Source organism: Bacillus sp. SORGH_AS_0510, from assembly GCF_030818775.1.
Lineage (GTDB): Bacteria > Bacillota > Bacilli > Bacillales > Cytobacillaceae > Neobacillus.
The window spans coordinates 1419039-1435274 of record NZ_JAUTAU010000001.1; the positions used below are offsets into that span (position 1 = coordinate 1419039).

Genomic DNA, 16236 nt, shown 5'->3' on the forward strand with positions numbered 1-16236 from the left:
GATGTGATGCACTCCTTTATAAAAGCTGCTTTAACCAGCTAGATTGCAATGTCAGTAATTCCTCCTGAGATGTTTGTGGAAAATGCTTCAATAATGTTTGGTTGACCTCATTTACAACACTTTCCCATTCGGGATATAACTTTAATGCTTCTTCTGTTAATTCAATGTACTTAGCCCGTTTATCCTTACCTGACACCTGTCTCACATAGCCTTGTTTAACAAGACGTTGGATATTTCGTGTCATAGGCGGTGCCTCAACAAATAGATAATCACAAAGTTCTCTCTGTGTTAACGAGCCTTTGTTTTTTAACACAAAAATAACGGCCCATTGCGAACCGTACAAGCCCATTGGCGTTAAAGCTTCATTAAGTTTGTTGGTGAGATGACGTGAAAGCTGGTGAAGGGTATGGAATAATTCGTGGGTTATCATAAGGACACTCCGATTTTTATATAAATAGTTACCTAGGTAACTATAGTGCATATATGTAATATTGTCAAGGAATGTTCATAATTTGGAGCCCGATTAGAGGGGTGGCCGAATAAATGGTGATATACGCGGAAAAACGTGTAAAGTCGCGGAATTCTGAAAAAATTGCTCGGAATAAACAGGAAAACTCGCGGAATAAATACAAAATCCCGCGGAATCCATCAACCCAAGATCCCGCGGGAAATCCCAAAAATTATCTTAATACATTAAAATACCTTGCCTCAGGATGGGCAAACACCATTGCTGATACTGAAGCTTCTGGTTCCATCATACACCCATCTGTCAGCTGAATACCGATTTCCTCCGGGTTAATCAATTTAAATAATTTCTTCTGGTCCTCTAAATCAGGGCATGCCGGATAGCCGAACGAGAATCGTTGTCCCTGATATTTAGCAGCAAACCGGTCCTGCATGGAGAAATCAAGCGGATCCGGGAAGCCCCAACGGTCGCGCATCTGACGGTGGATTAATTCTGCAAAGCCTTCCGCGGTCTCGAGTGCCAATGACTGGAGTGCGTGGCTTTCAAGGAAACGACCAGCAGCCTTAAATTCATCCGCTTTCTCGCGAATCCCTTTACCTGCTGTTACGGTAAAAAAGCCAACATAATCCATTACACCACTATCAACAGATTTAATGAAATCTGCTAGGCAAAGATGTGGAGCGCTATCCTGACGTGGAAAATCAAAGGTCTCAATGATCGCATCGTGATTTTCTGGATCAAAAATATGAATTTTGTTTCCATCCGATTGTGCCGGGAAAAATTGATAAACAGCATTTGGTGTGATCCAGTTCTCGCGGCTTGCATTTGCCAACAATTGGTCCACTACCTCTTTTACTTTTACTGCCTTTTCATTCTTTTCAGCCAGCAAATTAGCAACCTTGCCTTTCACTCCAAGATGATGCCCAATTAGCATTTGCATATTGATATATGGCTCAATGTGAGAGAGTGAGTAGGTTTTTAGAATGTGCCTTTTTGTATCCATCGGTGTAAAAACAGGAACTTCAGTCGAAACAGCAGGCTTCACTTTTACAGCGACAGATCCTGTTGAACGGGCAGGTAATTCTCTAGGCACATCTAATGCAGCCAACTTTTCGACTTTTTCATCAAGCAGCTTTTGATGTTCCTCTGGTGATTGCAACTGATTGGCCAATGATAATCCCGTCATCGCATCCTTCGCATATAGAACCAGGCCATCGTATTCCTTTGCAATCTTTGTATCGGTAAACTTACGAGAAAGAGCGGCACCGCCAACTAAGATAGGGAGTGAGATGCCAGCATCCTTCATATCTTGAGCCGTTAGAACCATTTGCTGTGCAGACTTAACAAGTAAACCTGATAATCCAACCATGTCAGGTTTTTCCTTAAGAATAGCTTGAACTAAATCAGTGGGATTCACTTTAATCCCAAGGTCTATCACATCATAGCCATTATTGCTCAAAATAATATCCACAAGGTTTTTACCAATGTCATGGACATCACCTTTAACGGTAGCTAAAATAACTTTTCCTTTAGAGGCAGACACATCGCCTTTTTCCATATGCGGCTCTAAATGCGATACCGCGGCTTTCATCACTTCTGCACTCTGTAAAACCTCAGCAACAATGAGTTGATTATCATTAAATAGACGGCCGACCTCTTTCATTCCATCCATTAATGGTCCATTAATGATATCGAGAGGGGCAGGATAGCTTTCAAGCGCTAAATCCAAATCCGGTAGCAAACCTTCCTTAGTTCCTTCCACCACATAATAGGCGAGACGCTCTTCCAACGTCATATTTGGTACAGTGCTCTTGGCCTCTTTCTTCTTGCCACGGTAAAACTCCGTGAAGGTAGCTAAGGTTTGATCGGTTGTTTCAAAAAGGAGTGCATCTGCAAGCTGCACTTCTTCCTTTGAAATAGAAGCAAAGCGCTCAAGCTTTTCGGTATTTACAATCGCATAGTCCAGACCAGCCTGTGTACAGTGATAAAGGAATACCGAATTTAGGATTTCTCTACCAACTGGTGGTAAACCGAAGGAAACATTACTGATTCCTAGAATCGTTTGCACTTCTGGTAGCTGTTCTTTAATTAACCTGATTCCTTCAACCGTTGCCTTCGCGGATCCAATATACTGCTCATCACCAGTTCCTACTGGAAAAACTAAGGGGTCAAAAATTAAGTCCTGCGGCTTGAGTCCATATTTGTTTACCAATAAATCATAGGAACGTTTGGCAATCTCCAGCTTCCGTTCAGCGGTTACGCCCATTCCTTCTTCATCGATTGTTCCGACCACAACAGCAGCGCCATAACGGTGAATCAAGGGGACAACTGCCTCGAAGCGTTCTTCCCCATCTTCAAGGTTTATTGAATTGATAATGGCTTTTCCTTGTGAATATTTAAGTGCTTTTTCGATGACTTTCTCATCGGTTGAATCGATTACAAGAGGTACCTTAACCTTTTTAACGACCTCTTTAATAAAATTCTCCATGTCCACGATCTCATCGCGGTCAGGGTCTGCTAGGCAGATATCAATAACATGAGCTCCACCCTTAACTTGAGCACGAGCAACTTCTGATGCTTCTTCAAATTTCCCTTCCGTGATTAACCGTTTGAATTTCCGAGAGCCAATAACATTCGTACGTTCCCCAACCATGATTGGACGTAGTGTCGGGTCATCATAAACAAATGGTTCAATACCTGATACCATATGAACGGATGATGGCTCAAAAATACGAGGCTCGTATTTTTTCATCGCTTCTGAAATGGCAAGAATATGTTCTGGAGTCGTTCCGCAGCAGCCGCCCACAATATTCAGCCAGCCATGCGCAGCAAAATCAGACAGCTTTTTCGCAAGGATCTCTGGTGTTTCATGATAATGGCCTTCTTCATCAGGCAAACCTGCATTGGGATAACAGCTGACGGCTGTTGTCGCCAAATTGGAAAGTGAACGAATATGGTCCTGCATAAATTCTGGACCCGTAGCACAGTTCAATCCTACTGCAGCAGGTTTCATATGCTCTACAGAAATATAAAACGCTTCGATCGATTGTCCGGCAAGCGTGGTACCCATTGGTTCAATCGTACCTGAAAGCACAATTGGAAGAGTCGTTCCTGTTTTTGAAAAAGCACTTTGAATACCTGCAAAGCCAGCTTTTACATTTAACATATCCTGACTTGTTTCAAGTAGCAGCAAGTCAACGCCGCCATCGATTAAGCCGATAGCTTGCTCCTCATAGCTTGCCGCGAGTTCATCAAAGGTTGTTCCTCCGGTTACACTAAGAGTTTTCGTCGTCGGACCCATCGAACCAGCAACGAAACGAGGCCATTCCTCAGAATAAACCTTCTGCACTTCGCCAATCGCAATCATAGCGGCAATTTTATTGATTTCATAGGCCTTGTAACCAAGACCATATTCATCTAGCACCAGGCTGGTTGCTCCGAATGTATTCGTTTCAATGATGTCTGCGCCAGCCTCCAGGTATTCCCGGTGGATATTCGCAATCACAGAGGGAGCGGTTAGATTTAGATGTTCATTACAGCCCTCGTACTCTTCTCCGCCAAAGTCTTCTGCGGAAAGATCGGCTCGTTGCAGCATGGTTCCCATTGCGCCGTCCATTACGAGGATTCGTTTCTTCAACTGATCAGTAAATGATGTTTTCAGCAATGTTGTTCCCCCTCATTTCACCTGCACGCTGACGGGCATAATGGGCCAGCTCTGCAGTTAATTCGTATCGTAAAAATGGTGTAATTAAATAAATTCCATTAAATAAATCTAAAGCTGTGTCAATAAGTGATTTTGTTATGGCAATCCCTTCACGTGCCGCTTGCAACGGTTGATCGTTCAACCGTGCCATGCGTTCACGTATCGAATCGGCAATTTTAATTCCCGGCACTTCATTATGAAGGAATTCGGCATTTTTACTACTTGTTAGCGGCATGAGCCCAATATAAATAGGTGCTTCAAGATGTTTCGTATTTTCATAGATTTCTATCAGCTTCTCTTCTGAAAAAACAGGTTGAGAGATGAAATAATCGGCACCGAATTGGATTTTCTTCTCTAACCGCTTCACAGCTTTCTCCAGCGAGCGAACATTAGGATTAAAGGCAGCAGCTACACTAAATGCCGTTTTTTGCCCTAAGTCCTTCCCTGAAAAAGACAATCCTTCGTTTAATTGCTTAATCATTTGGATTAATTCGAAGGATGACACATCATATACGGATGACGCTCCCGGGAAATCACCTACTCTTGCAGGGTCTCCAGTAATCGCAAGCACATCATGTAGTCCAAGTGTATGCAGACCCATTAAGTGTGATTGCAAGCCGATAATATTTCGGTCACGACAGGCAATATGAATGAGCGGACGCATTCCTAGTTTTTCTTTCACTAAATATCCCAGCGATTCATTGGATATCCGAACCGTTGCAAGTGAATTATCCGCTAGAGTTATGGAATCAATCCCAGCTTCTTTTAACACTTTTGCTCCTTCGAAAAACTTCGTTGTATCCAGCTTTCTAGGAGGATCTAATTCTACGATTACCGACGGCCTTTCCTTGACGATTTCCTGCAGGGGAGCAAGCTCTCGTTTTACCACAGGAGGATCCAAGATGATCTGCTTTGGTTTTAATTTTACTATTTTTTCAGTAACTGGAATACTGTTCTTTAATTCTACCGCAAAGCCTCGAATATGGTCTGGCGTGGTTCCACAGCAGCCACCCAGCAACCGTACCCCCTGGTCCCTGAAGGCTTTTGCTGAGCTTCGGAAATAGTCTGCATCTCCCTCATAGTGAAATTTACCGTCCGTGTAAGCAGGGAGGCTGGCGTTTGGATAGGCAGAGAGAAAAGCATGGTCAGGTATTTCAATCTGTTCCAATGCTAAGAGCATGTGATGTGGTCCAAGCCGGCAATTAAGGCCAACTACATCAGCACCGAGTCCTTCAAGTCGTTTTAATGCGTCATTGACAGGCGTTCGATTCTGCAAAAATCCTGGCTCCTGATGAGAGACTTGAGCGATAATCGGCAGGTTGGTTTCCTTTCTCGCAATGGTTAAAACTGTTTCGAGTTCCTCTAGATCGTAAAAGGTTTCAAGTATCAAACCGTCTACTCCCTCAAGAAGAAGGCAATATAATTGTTCACGGAAGCTCCGCTTTAATTCTTCAATGGTAATAGAATCCGGCTTAATTCCTCGGTTCCCGCCAATAGTTCCGAGTACGTACGAATGACTTTGGACGGCTGCTTTTTTTGCAATCGCGACTGCCGCACTATTAATCTCCTTCACAGAATCCTCCAAACCATATCGCTGCAGCTTTAAATAATTGGCCGCATACGTGTTGGTCTGAATAACATCAGCACCCGCGTCGATATAAGCTTGATGAATCGTTTGGATATGCTCTGCCTGAGAAAGATTTAGCTCTTCTAAACAGCTATCCTTTCCATATGAATGCAATAAAGTACCCATGGCTCCATCGGCTATTAGGATTTGATTTTTTAATTTCTCTAAAAAACTCATTGCTATTCTCCCCGCTCGAATACTAGATGACTACTTCTTACTTTCTCAAACGCCTGTGAAAAATCTTTAATTAAATCATCTGGATTTTCCAAACCTACCGAAAGACGAACTAGGCTATTGGTAATCCCGCGTTTTTCTCTTTCTTCTTGTGGCATAGCGGCATGAGACATTTTTGCCGGGTAAGAAAGAATGGATTCGACTGCACCAAGGCTGACAGCGAAAACAGGGATTTCCACATTGGCGAGGAAGGTTCGAAGTGCATCTTCACTCTCTAATTCAAAAGATAGGACGGCTCCAGGCCCCACTGCTTGTTTTTTCTGAATGTGGTATTGTGGATGACTTTCAAGCCCTGGATAATGGACCTTTTTGACAAGCGGATATTGATTTAAAAACTCTGCAAGTTTAATAGCTGATTTCTGTGATTGCTCCAAACGAACATGAAGTGTTTTTATCCCTCTTAGTACGAGCCAGGCATCTTGGACACCCAATATGGCACCAAATCCATTCTGTAAGAAGCCTAATCTTTTCGCCAAGTCTTCATCCTTAACTACAGCGAGTCCGGCAACGACATCACTATGTCCTGATAAAAACTTCGTTGCGCTATGGAGGACAACATCAGCCCCTAATTCCAATGGCTTTTGGTGAGAAGGGGTAAGAAAAGTGTTGTCGACAAAAGTTAAGGCACCCAATTCCTTTGCAAGACTGCTAATGTCCTTAATATCGGTTACTTTCATCAACGGATTGGAAGGTGTTTCAATGTAAAATGCTTTAGTATTCGGTCTCACCGCTTGCTTTACTTCCTCTAAATTGGTCATATCCACAAATGTATGTTCAATGCCGAAGCGGGTAAGTACCTGTGTAACCATCCGGAAAGTACCACCATATACATCCTCAGTAATGACGACATGGTCACCAGCAGAAAGCAGGAGGAAGGCTGTTGAAATGGCTGCCATACCAGATGAAAAAGCAAATCCTTTTACACCGCCTTCCAGTTCAGCAATCACATCTTCCAAGGCTTCCCTTGTTGGATTTAAGCTTCGACCATAATCGTATTTACCGAATTGATCGAAATCAAATTGGTGGAAGGTGGAAGCATGCTGAATGGGGACACTTACTGCGCCTGTAGTCGGATCCACTTTATGCTGATTATGAAGAAGCCTCGTTTCAAAGGTATAGTCTTCGTGAGCCATTATGCAGTCACCCCTTGTTTCACATTGGCAAAAGCCCTGGTTAAGTCTTCAATTAAATCTTCTGCATCTTCAATCCCTACGGAAAAACGCAATAATCGATTGCAAACACCAGCTTGGATTCGAACCTCTTCAGGGATGTCGGCATGTGTTTGTGTGGCAGGATACGTTATAAAGCTTTCTGTTCCACCGAGACTTTCTGCAAAAGTAATGAGCGATAATCCTTGCAGGAATGGATTCACCCAAGCTTCATCTTTCACACGGAAAGAAACCATTCCACCGCGTCCAGGATAAAGAACATCTGTCACATCTTCATGGTTAGAAAGAAACTCGACCACGGTTTTTGCATTTTTTTCGTGCCGTTCCATTCGAAGAGACAAGGTTTTCATTCCGCGCATTAACAGCCAAGAGTCGAACGGGCTGAGTACGCCTCCTGCTCCGTTATGATGAAATGCCAGTGCTTCACATAGTTCCTTCCCTTTAGCGACAATTAACCCTGCAAGTACATCATTATGACCACCTAAATATTTGGTTGCACTATGAATGACGATATCAGCACCAAGCTGAATCGGCTGCTGTAATAGGGGAGTATAGAAGGTATTATCAACAATCAATAGAATTCCGTGCTTCTTGGCAATTCTTGAAACCTCGGCAATGTCCGATTGCTGCATTAGTGGATTAGTAGGTGTCTCCAAAAAAATAGCTTTCGTTTGAGGCGTAATCTTACCCTCGATTTCTTCCGGACAACAGGTATTAACATATTGAGTTTGTAATCCCCACTTTTTAAAGCCTTGCTCTAATAAGCGGTAAGTTCCCCCGTATAAATCTTCGCTTACCAACCATTCATCGCCTGATTGAAACAGAGAAAGAATCGTGAATATAGCAGCCATTCCTGAACTGCAGGCAAATCCTTGATCCCCAGCTTCTAAATCAGCAATCGTTTTTTCTAGGAGCTGACGTGTTGGATTACCGGTCCGACTGTAATCAAACCCTGTTGATTGCCCAATGCCTTCGTGTCGATAAGCAGTGGAAAAATATACAGGCGGGTTTACAGTACCTGTTGCAGTCTCACTACGGTTTCCAATTTGGGCTAATTTTGTATCAATTTTGTACATAACGTTCACTCCTTTTATTAATGGTTGAGGGGGAATGGTTTTCGCTTTGGTGATTTAGTGCTATAAGGTACTAAAGCTTATAGGTAAACAAAAAAGCCTTCTTATAAGAAGAAGACTTTGGTATGTACGACACACTTGTCATTCTTCTTATCTTGCAAATTAGTAATTTGCAGGACTTAGCACCTTTTCAATGAACATGGGTCCATTGAAGGTTGCTGAGGCGTCGCAGGGCCATTCCCTCAACCTCTCTTGATAAGAAATCAATTATTTAGATTATTTATAAAATTTACTACAGTTTAGCGGGGGTGTCAAACTTTTTTTTGGTAAGTTTAAGAATGGTTTTACCAGTAAAAATTAAAAATTATTGAATTGACATGTTCTGTATAAAGAACTATTATAATTGATATAGACTCATTTTGAGAACGTTTCGAATAGATAAGTTATTTCAATAAAATTTCAGAAAAAATTTTACAACATTTGTTCTATATTAAGAACAAATTTAAAGGTGTTCTCCTTTATGGTGATGTCTCCTATCCAATATCAATGGAGGCACTCGGTCATGCTGTGGGCCTAAAGCCTTAGACGCAAGTCGTCGGTAGTGTGATGTGAGGGCAGGTTAGATGCCTGAAAAAAAGACTTAAGTATATACCCTTTTAAAGAGTATATACTTAAATCTTTTTTCAAATAAAGGGGAGGAAACGAATGACCTATAAACAAAGATTACCACTATTTGTAAGTGTAGATTCTTGTATTGTTCTTACCGCAATTTTCTTTAGTTACTTTCTAGTAAACGCTACCCTCGAAGTGATAACCCTCCCAGCTGTGTTTAGCTCTATTGTTATTTTATTTTGTCATCATTATCTTTCATTTAAATTCAAGTTATATAAAAAAGCCTGGGTGTATGCGAGTGTGGGAGAATTAATCAGTATAGTGAAGGTGGAAACTATCACGATTATGATTGCTGCACTAGTACAACAACTAATATTTCATGAAACATTTACTAGGTTGCTAATTGTTACATGGCTGCTTAACTTGACATTTATAGGAGGTATCCGTTTTTGTTGGAGAGCCCTTCAAGATACTTTCATGCAAAAACATGATAATCAAAAGAGAACACTCATTGTAGGGGCAGGATCTGCAGGAATGATGGTAGCAAGACAACTGAAAAAGAATAATGAATGCAACTTATTACCGGTAGGCTTTATTGATGATGACGAAAAAAAGTATAAGCTGGATATTTTGGGAATACCAGTCCTTGGTGGGGTGGAAAAAATTGAAGAAATAGTAAAACGACAAAAGATCGAAAATATTGTTATTGCTATCCCATCATTAAATAAACAGCAGTTAAATAAGATATTTTTAGAATGTGCTAAGACAAGTGCTAAGACACAAATCCTCCCTCTTCTAGAGGACTTAATGACAGGGAAGGTGTCGGTTCAACAATTTCGTGACGTTTTAGTGGAAGATTTATTAGGTAGAGATCCAGTGGAGTTAGATATTAATAGTATTGCAGAGAATATTACAGATAAAGTTGTCCTGGTTACAGGAGCTGGTGGATCAATAGGTTCTGAAATTTGCCGGCAATTATCTAGCTTCACCCCGGAAAAGTTGATATTAGTAGGGCATGGTGAAAATAGTATTTATACAATTGAAATGGAGTTAAAAGAAACTTATAAAAATTCAACAATAGATTTTATTCCCGTTATTGCGGAGCTACAGGATGAAAAGAAAATGATGGCAGTCATGGAGGAATATCAACCGGAAGTTGTTTATCACGCTGCCGCACACAAACATGTCCCACTTATGGAAAATAACCCTGAAGAAGCAGTGAAAAATAACATCATTGGCACAATGAATGTAGCTAAAGCAGCAAGCTGGCATGGAATTAAAACATTTGTCATGATTTCTACTGATAAAGCCGTTAACCCAACTAGTGTGATGGGAGCAACCAAAAGGCTTGCTGAAATGATTATCCAGCACTTGAACAGAGAAAGCACTACAAAATTTGTTGCTGTTCGTTTTGGAAATGTTCTTGGGAGCAGAGGGAGCGTAATTCCACTCTTTAAAAGCCAAATTGAAAAAGGGGGACCTGTTACGATTACACACCCTGATATGGTTCGGTACTTTATGACAATTCCAGAAGCTTCAAGGCTTGTACTACAGGCAGGGGCTCTAGCAAAAGGAGGTGAAATCTTCGTCTTAGACATGGGAGAGCCTGTAAAAATTGTTGATTTGGCCAAAAACTTAATTAAGCTTTCCGGTAATTTAATTGATGATATAGGTATTGAGTACACAGGGATGAGGCCGGGTGAAAAATTATTTGAAGAGCTATTGAAAGATGAAGAAGTCAATGAAGATCAAATCTATCCGAAGATATATATTGGTAAAACATCTGACCTATATATAAGTGAAATCGAGGAGCTTATTTCAACCTATGCCCATCTAAATAAGTACGAACTAAAGAAGAAACTCATAGAGCTTTCAAATCATAAGGTTATGCATCCAAGTACATTGAAGAAAATATCGATTTAAAAAATGTTATGAATTAATTATGGGGAAGTGAGTATGTGAAGAGAATGTTAGATCTACTTATTTCTTTGTTATTGTTAGTTTTGTTTTCTCCCATTTTTTTAATGGTGGCTATTTTAGTCAAATATAGACTTGGTTCTCCAATTCTTTTCAGACAACAACGCCCTGGATTGAATGGGAGACCTTTTTTTTTATATAAGTTTAGAACGATGAATGATAGGAAGGACAAAAAGGGCGTGTTACTTCCTGATGAGCAGAGATTAACTTCAGTTGGACTATTTTTAAGAAAGTTCAGCCTAGATGAGCTGCCACAGTTATTGAATGTGTTAAAAGGAGATCTCAGCTTAGTAGGTCCCAGGCCATTATTAATGGAATATCTCCCTCTTTACACTGAAGAGCAAGCGAAAAGGCACTTGGTTAGGCCTGGTATAACAGGTTGGGCGCAAGTTCATGGGCGTAATGCAATCACCTGGGAAGAAAAATTTAAGCTGGATGTTTGGTATGTAAAACATCATACCGTATTACTAGATATCAAGATTTTACTATTAACCATAAAAAAAGTAATCCGCCCTGAAGGTATATCTGAGGCTAATCATGTTACTGTTTCTCGATTTACAGGAACAAGCATAAAGGATAAAGAGGGGCATGGCTGAAAAATATAGGGGGTGTATGAATTGTTGCATACAACCACGGAGCGCAGAATTTTTCTTTCCTCACCTCATATGAGCGGCAGGGAAATGAAATTTATTAATGAAGCATTTGAATCCAATTGGGTTGCTCCACTCGGTCCCAATGTAGATGCATTTGAAATGGAAATGGCAAACTATATAGGAATAAATGGGGCCGTAGCAGTTAGTTCAGGAACCGCAGCAATCCATTTGGCACTTTCTCTCTTAAATGTTCAAAAAGGAGATATTGTTTTTTGCTCAAGTCTTACATTTGTAGCAAGTGCAAATCCAATCCTATATCTAGGCGCTGAGCCTGTGTTCATTGATTCGGAAAGAGATACGTGGAATATGTCACCTAACGCATTAAATGAAGCATTAGAGGAAGCTGCAGCAACAAATAAACTTCCTAAGGCAGTAATCATTGTAAATCTTTATGGACAGTCAGCAAAAATGGATGAATTAGTATCTCTATGTAGAAAATTTCATGTTCCGATAATAGAGGATGCGGCAGAATCCCTTGGAGCTAAGTTTAAAGAGAAACCAAGTGGTACCTTTGGTGAATATGGTGTTTTCTCATTCAATGGCAATAAGATTATTACGACATCTGGTGGCGGCATGCTGGTATCCAATAATACAGAGGCATTAAGGAAAGCACGTTTCCTTGCAACTCAAGCAAGAGATGAAGCTCCTCATTACCAACATAGCCAGTTAGGATATAACTATCGATTGAGTAATATTTTAGCAGGAATTGGCAGAAGTCAATTAGAAGTGTTAGAAGAGAGAGTCCATGCAAGAAGGAGGATCTTTCATACCTATCTACAGGAGCTTTCGGCAATTACTGCTATTTCTTTTATGCCAGAGCTTAACCAGACATTTTCTACACGATGGCTGTCTGTGATGACGATTAACCAAAATAGTACCAATGTGTCACCAATGGAGTTAATCACTGCTTTAGAAAAAGAAAATATAGAAGCAAGACCTGTTTGGAAACCTCTTCAACTACAGCCACTTTTTCAAAACTATAAATATTATCAGCATTCCGAGAAGGAAAGTGTATCGGAAGAACTTTTTCTAACAGGGGTTTGTTTACCTTCAGGTTCCAATATGACCAGTCAGGATCAAATGCGAGTAATTGAATGTATAAAGAAGCAGTTTCGTAGGATATGAAGTAATTCTTTTTGTTGGAGGAAAGGGCAATGTCAAACTGAATAGCAAAAAATAAAAAATAAAGAGGTAAATATATGTTTGGAAATAATGTAGCTAAAATTCGAAAACAACGTGGTTACTCCTTATCGGAGCTGGCGGAATTAACTGATATCTCAAAGTCGTATTTAAGTAATATTGAGCGTAATTTAAACAGAAATCCATCGCTCCAAATCATGATCAAGATAGCCACTGTTCTAAAAGTTGATCTTGTAACATTATTAAAAACAGGAAGTGACGAAGATGCAAACCTCTATATAGAAAAAGAGTGGATAGACTTTGTCCGTGAATTAAAGGAATCAGGACTAGAAAAAGCACACATTCAACAATATAAATCAGTGATTGAATTTATTAAATGGCAAAATGAACAAGCTGAAACAAATAATGGTTGAAGATATGACAGGTAGGTTGGAGGAAAAATGAAAAAGTTTCTGTTTCTTTTAATAACAATCGCTTGTATAGGTGTATTGGTATCTGGTCATTTGTATTGGAAAGATAAGATTAATGCGGCTGGAATTGAAGGGAAAAAGGTAGCTGAAATAATAGAGGAGAAGGAAGATTTAAAGAAAGAAGAACTAATGAATAAATTAAGGCCTGAAAACAATATACACCAATCGACGATAGACTTTCTGCATTATAGGGCTCTTACAAAAGAGCAGGTAATAGTCGCAGTTGTGGGCAGCAATGTTACTGCAGGGACTGGTGCAACAGATTCCTCCTATAGTTGGGCAGAAATTTTACAAACAAAATTGCAAACATCTAATCCAGATCTACAATCACTAAGACTAACTAACCACGGTTATGAAGGATATACCACATCAGACTTATTAATAAGTAAAAAAGTCGATAAAGTGATCAAAGATGCGCCTGATTTAGTAATTTTTGAAAACTCACTTATTAATAATCATTTACGATCAGTGCCTTTGGAACAGACTCTACTAGACTTGCAAAATATCATGGCTGCATTAAAAACAGGAATACCTAATGCCAGGATTTTTATGATGTCGCCTAATCCTATCGTCAACAAAGACACTAAAAATAGTTTAGGACTCACTTATATGGATTATATTAACGCATCAAAGGAATTAATTGTAAAGAATAATTGGCCGTATATTGATAGTATTTCCGGTATTGAAAAGAAACTAACGGAAGATAATTTACTATTAGTAGACACACTAACCAATGATTATGTGAATCCTAATAATAAAGGCAATGCGTTGTGGGCTGAGTTTTTGTATGCCTACTTAAAAAGTCAGTAATCTCCAATGTCTTAGAGTTTTTCGTTGGAATTACTTTATCGGAGGCTATTATGGATAAAACAATCAGATTAACTGATATGTTTAAAACGCTGCAAAAACGCTGGAAGTTAATTGTACTCGTTACATTGGCGGCTACCACGCTTAGTGGGGTCATTTCTTATTTTGTACTCACACCTGTATACCAGGCATCTACACAAATTCTTGTTAACCAGAGAAATGCTCAGGACCAAATGGATACATCTTTATTACAAAGCAATGTCGATTTAATTAATACCTATAGTGTGATTGTGAAAAGTCCAGTCATCTTAGACAAAGTAATAGAAAAGTTAAAGCTTTCTCAAAGTGTCGAGCAACTTACTAAAAATATTACAGTAACCAGTCAAGAAAATTCACAGGTTTTTTCGTTGACGATTGAAGATTCTGATCCAGTTATGGCAGCTTTAATTGCTAATACCGTGTCAAAAACATTTCTAGTGGAAGTTCAGAAGCTTATGAAGGTTGACAACGTGAGTATAATTGCGAAGGCAAGTCCAAAGAAGGACCCTGTTCCCGTAAAACCTAAACCATTATTAAATATTACGATTGCTGTAGTAATTGGCTTATTGTTGGGTGTAGGAATAGCGATTTTAGTCGATTACTTGGATAACACATTAAAGGATGATCAAGACGTCATAGAGTTATTAGGAATGCCAGTACTAGGATCGATTCCTAAAATGTCTAAAAGTGAAAACAAAGGTAATATGTCTTCAATCAATAAAGAGATGGGAAGTGAAACTGTTGCCTCGTAAAGAAAAAAACAGTAAAGGGAAAGGTTCAGTAAATCTTATTGCCTATTTCAATACCAAATCTCCTATTACTGAACAATATCGACAAATTCGAAATAATATTAATTTCGCCTCTGTTGATAAAGAAATCAAATCTATAGTAGTAACTTCACCTGAACCAGCCGATGGAAAGTCTACCACATCAGCAAATCTGGCCATCGTTTTGGCTCAACAAGGGAAAAGGGTGTTATTGGTTGACGCTGATTTAAGAAAACCTTCTGTTCATTACGCTTTTTACATCAGCAATTTGGAAGGCTTAACCAGCGTCCTAACAAAAGAAAAGAGTATTAAAGACGTGATATCAAGGACTAATATTCCAAATTTAGATGTATTACCATGTGGGGTCATCCCCCCAAACCCATCTGAACTTTTGGATTCGAATGCAATGGAAACGATGATCAACGAGCTTAAAGTTACTTTTGATTTTGTCATTTTTGATACACCACCCATACTTGCCGTACCGGATTCACAAATTATGGCAAATAAGTGTGATGGGGCAATCTTGGTGGTGTCCAGTGGGAAAACCCGTAAGGAAGCGGCGATGAAATCTAAGTACCTGTTAGAAAAAGCAAACGCCAACATGCTTGGTGTGGTAATAAACGGTGTCGATTCCAAAAATGGTGGTTACATTTATAACTACGTGTAGTTGAAAAAGCTCAACCATGAATCATTATAAATCTATTAATATGGGAGGACTTCTAGTTTGATCGATTTACATTGTCATATTCTTCCAGGTGTCGATGATGGTCCTCCTGATTTAATTAGCAGCATAGAAATGGCGAGGCAAGCAGTTAGTTTAGGAATTACCCATCTTTTTGCTGCACCACATCACTTGGATGGACGTTATGAAAATACAAAAAATAATATCTTGAATGCTATTCAGGCATTCAATCAACAACTTGAGCAGGAACAGATTCCGCTTATCGTGCATTCTGCTCAGGAATTACGGATCCATCGTATGTTAATTCAATCCATTAAAAGTGACGAGATATTGACTCTTGACAATAATGGATCATATTTATTAGTTGAACTTCCATTTGGTGAAGTTCCAAGCTACACACAAGAGATCGTCTATGAGTTGTTATTAAGGGGAATTATACCAATCATTGTTCATCCTGAGAGAAATAAGGGATTTTTAGAGAACAAACATCTCCTACAAGATTTAGTACAAGAGGGGGCATTAACTCAGCTTACAGCTGGTAGTATTCTGGGGCGTTTTGGGAAAAAAGTGAAACTATTTTCTGAGCAGCTTATTGAACATCATTTAATTCATTTCATTGCTTCTGATGCTCATAATATTTCTACAAGAAGTTTTTCTCTTAAGGAGGCATATGATGCCATCTCAAAATCTTTTGGTGTCGATCGCTCCTTCTATTTTCAAGAAAACGCAGAATATCTCCTACGAGGTCAACACCCTCAAATAGAGAAACCCGTGCCAATAAGGAAGAAATATTTAGGTATCTTTTAACAATAATATA

13 protein-coding genes and 1 riboswitch are annotated in these 16236 nt (G+C 39.6%); of the genes, 8 read left to right on the plus strand and 5 right to left on the minus strand.

Translation table 11 applies throughout. The annotated features are described in order from the left end of the window. Window positions 1–16 precede the first annotated feature (16 nt). The 5 genes from QE429_RS07190 to QE429_RS07210 form a co-directional block, all read right to left on the minus strand. A complete protein-coding gene (locus QE429_RS07190; RefSeq protein ID WP_307285737.1) occupies window positions 17–430 on the minus strand; it encodes a MarR family winged helix-turn-helix transcriptional regulator in 414 nt (137 codons plus the stop codon). A 250-nt stretch (window positions 431–680) separates the two neighbouring features. Further along, window positions 681–4130 (minus strand): methionine synthase, encoded by a 3450-nt coding sequence (gene metH, locus QE429_RS07195; RefSeq protein ID WP_307285740.1) that lies wholly within the window; start codon window positions 4128–4130, stop codon window positions 681–683. After that, window positions 4108–5973, minus strand: coding sequence for a bifunctional homocysteine S-methyltransferase/methylenetetrahydrofolate reductase (locus tag QE429_RS07200; RefSeq protein WP_307285743.1), 1866 nt, complete (start codon window positions 5971–5973; stop codon window positions 4108–4110). The genes metH and QE429_RS07200 overlap by 23 nt, the downstream gene beginning before the upstream one ends. 2 nt (window positions 5974–5975) lie before the next feature. Next, window positions 5976–7163 (minus strand): cystathionine beta-lyase, encoded by a 1188-nt coding sequence (metC, locus tag QE429_RS07205; RefSeq protein ID WP_307285746.1) that lies wholly within the window; start codon window positions 7161–7163, stop codon window positions 5976–5978. After that, window positions 7163–8275 (minus strand): methionine biosynthesis PLP-dependent protein, encoded by a 1113-nt coding sequence (locus QE429_RS07210; RefSeq protein ID WP_307285748.1) that lies wholly within the window; start codon window positions 8273–8275, stop codon window positions 7163–7165. Before QE429_RS07210 ends, metC begins: the two co-directional genes overlap by 1 nt. A gap of 144 nt (window positions 8276–8419) precedes the next feature. Then, window positions 8420–8534: riboswitch (SAM riboswitch) on the minus strand. Window positions 8535–8977: 443 nt separating this feature from the next. Between QE429_RS07210 and QE429_RS07215 the strand changes: the two genes are divergently transcribed. The 8 genes from QE429_RS07215 to QE429_RS07250 all read left to right on the plus strand — a co-directional run bounded on the left by QE429_RS07215 (window position 8978) and on the right by QE429_RS07250 (window position 16226). Further along, window positions 8978–10807, plus strand: a complete 1830-nt coding sequence (locus QE429_RS07215) for a polysaccharide biosynthesis protein (protein ID WP_307285750.1) — start codon at window positions 8978–8980, stop codon at window positions 10805–10807. Between the two features lie 35 nt (window positions 10808–10842). Beyond that, window positions 10843–11457, plus strand: coding sequence for a sugar transferase (locus tag QE429_RS07220; RefSeq protein WP_307285753.1), 615 nt, complete (start codon window positions 10843–10845; stop codon window positions 11455–11457). A gap of 21 nt (window positions 11458–11478) precedes the next feature. Further along, window positions 11479–12639, plus strand: coding sequence for a DegT/DnrJ/EryC1/StrS family aminotransferase (locus QE429_RS07225; RefSeq protein ID WP_307285756.1), 1161 nt, complete (start codon window positions 11479–11481; stop codon window positions 12637–12639). A gap of 74 nt (window positions 12640–12713) precedes the next feature. Further along, on the plus strand, window positions 12714–13067 hold the full coding sequence (locus QE429_RS07230) for a helix-turn-helix domain-containing protein (RefSeq protein WP_307285759.1): 354 nt from the start codon (window positions 12714–12716) through the stop codon (window positions 13065–13067). A gap of 27 nt (window positions 13068–13094) precedes the next feature. Further along, complete coding sequence (locus tag QE429_RS07235) at window positions 13095–13934, plus strand: SGNH/GDSL hydrolase family protein (RefSeq protein WP_307285761.1); 840 nt, start codon at window positions 13095–13097, stop codon at window positions 13932–13934. Between the two features lie 50 nt (window positions 13935–13984). Further along, window positions 13985–14722: a YveK family protein gene (locus QE429_RS07240; RefSeq protein ID WP_307285763.1), complete on the plus strand. Its 738-nt coding sequence runs from the start codon at window positions 13985–13987 to the stop codon at window positions 14720–14722. Beyond that, window positions 14712–15404: a CpsD/CapB family tyrosine-protein kinase gene (locus tag QE429_RS07245; protein ID WP_307285766.1), complete on the plus strand. Its 693-nt coding sequence runs from the start codon at window positions 14712–14714 to the stop codon at window positions 15402–15404. Before QE429_RS07240 ends, QE429_RS07245 begins: the two co-directional genes overlap by 11 nt. Before the next feature lie 57 nt (window positions 15405–15461). Continuing rightward, window positions 15462–16226 (plus strand): tyrosine-protein phosphatase, encoded by a 765-nt coding sequence (locus QE429_RS07250; protein WP_307285769.1) that lies wholly within the window; start codon window positions 15462–15464, stop codon window positions 16224–16226. Window positions 16227–16236: the final 10 nt, after the last annotated feature.

What these genes read in the sequence shown, in the direction of transcription:
- QE429_RS07230 (WP_307285759.1), top strand. Translation starts at nt 12,714, where the DNA reads ATGTTTGGAAATAATGTAGCTAAAATTCGAAAACAACGTGGTTACTCC.
- metC (WP_307285746.1), bottom strand. Translation starts at nt 7,163, where the DNA reads ATGGCTCACGAAGACTATACCTTTGAAACGAGGCTTCTTCATAATCAG.
- QE429_RS07200 (WP_307285743.1), bottom strand. Translation starts at nt 5,973, where the DNA reads ATGAGTTTTTTAGAGAAATTAAAAAATCAAATCCTAATAGCCGATGGA.
- QE429_RS07210 (WP_307285748.1), bottom strand. Translation starts at nt 8,275, where the DNA reads ATGTACAAAATTGATACAAAATTAGCCCAAATTGGAAACCGTAGTGAG.
- QE429_RS07235 (WP_307285761.1), top strand. Translation starts at nt 13,095, where the DNA reads ATGAAAAAGTTTCTGTTTCTTTTAATAACAATCGCTTGTATAGGTGTA.
- QE429_RS07240 (WP_307285763.1), top strand. Translation starts at nt 13,985, where the DNA reads ATGGATAAAACAATCAGATTAACTGATATGTTTAAAACGCTGCAAAAA.
- QE429_RS07215 (WP_307285750.1), top strand. Translation starts at nt 8,978, where the DNA reads ATGACCTATAAACAAAGATTACCACTATTTGTAAGTGTAGATTCTTGT.
- QE429_RS07190 (WP_307285737.1), bottom strand. Translation starts at nt 430, where the DNA reads ATGATAACCCACGAATTATTCCATACCCTTCACCAGCTTTCACGTCAT.